At 55.2% G+C, this 250-nt stretch carries 1 protein-coding gene; it reads left to right on the top strand.

Annotation, left to right across the window (positions count from 1 at the left end; translation table 11 throughout):
* A partial coding sequence (locus F1735_RS36185; RefSeq protein WP_222853225.1) for a hypothetical protein occupies positions 1 to 193 on the top strand: 193 nt, incomplete at its 5' end.
* Between the last annotated feature and the right edge of the window lie 57 nt (positions 194 to 250).

Here is a 250-nt window from a genome sequence, read left to right as displayed (position 1 = left end):
TCCGAACTGGCCGACATCAGGAGAGCACGATTTTTCATCGCTTTTTCGTGATATCGGAGGAAATCTGATCGGTTACGGCGGCGGAATCATGGCTAATCTCATTTTTAAGGCGTGGGGATGCCGTACCGTAAGCGGTCGCTCAGCGGCGTTATTGCGCGACCCGATGGCGATCTGGAGAATGCATCCCTGGTGACAAACGAATCCCAGGGAGATGGCAATGGACGCAGGTAAGCGGGCAGTCAAGCGGGTG

The organism is Massilia genomosp. 1, assembly GCF_011682185.1.
Classification (GTDB): Bacteria; Pseudomonadota; Gammaproteobacteria; order Burkholderiales; family Burkholderiaceae_D; genus Telluria_A; species Telluria_A rubra.
This window is presented reverse-complemented; position numbering and strand designations above follow the sequence as displayed.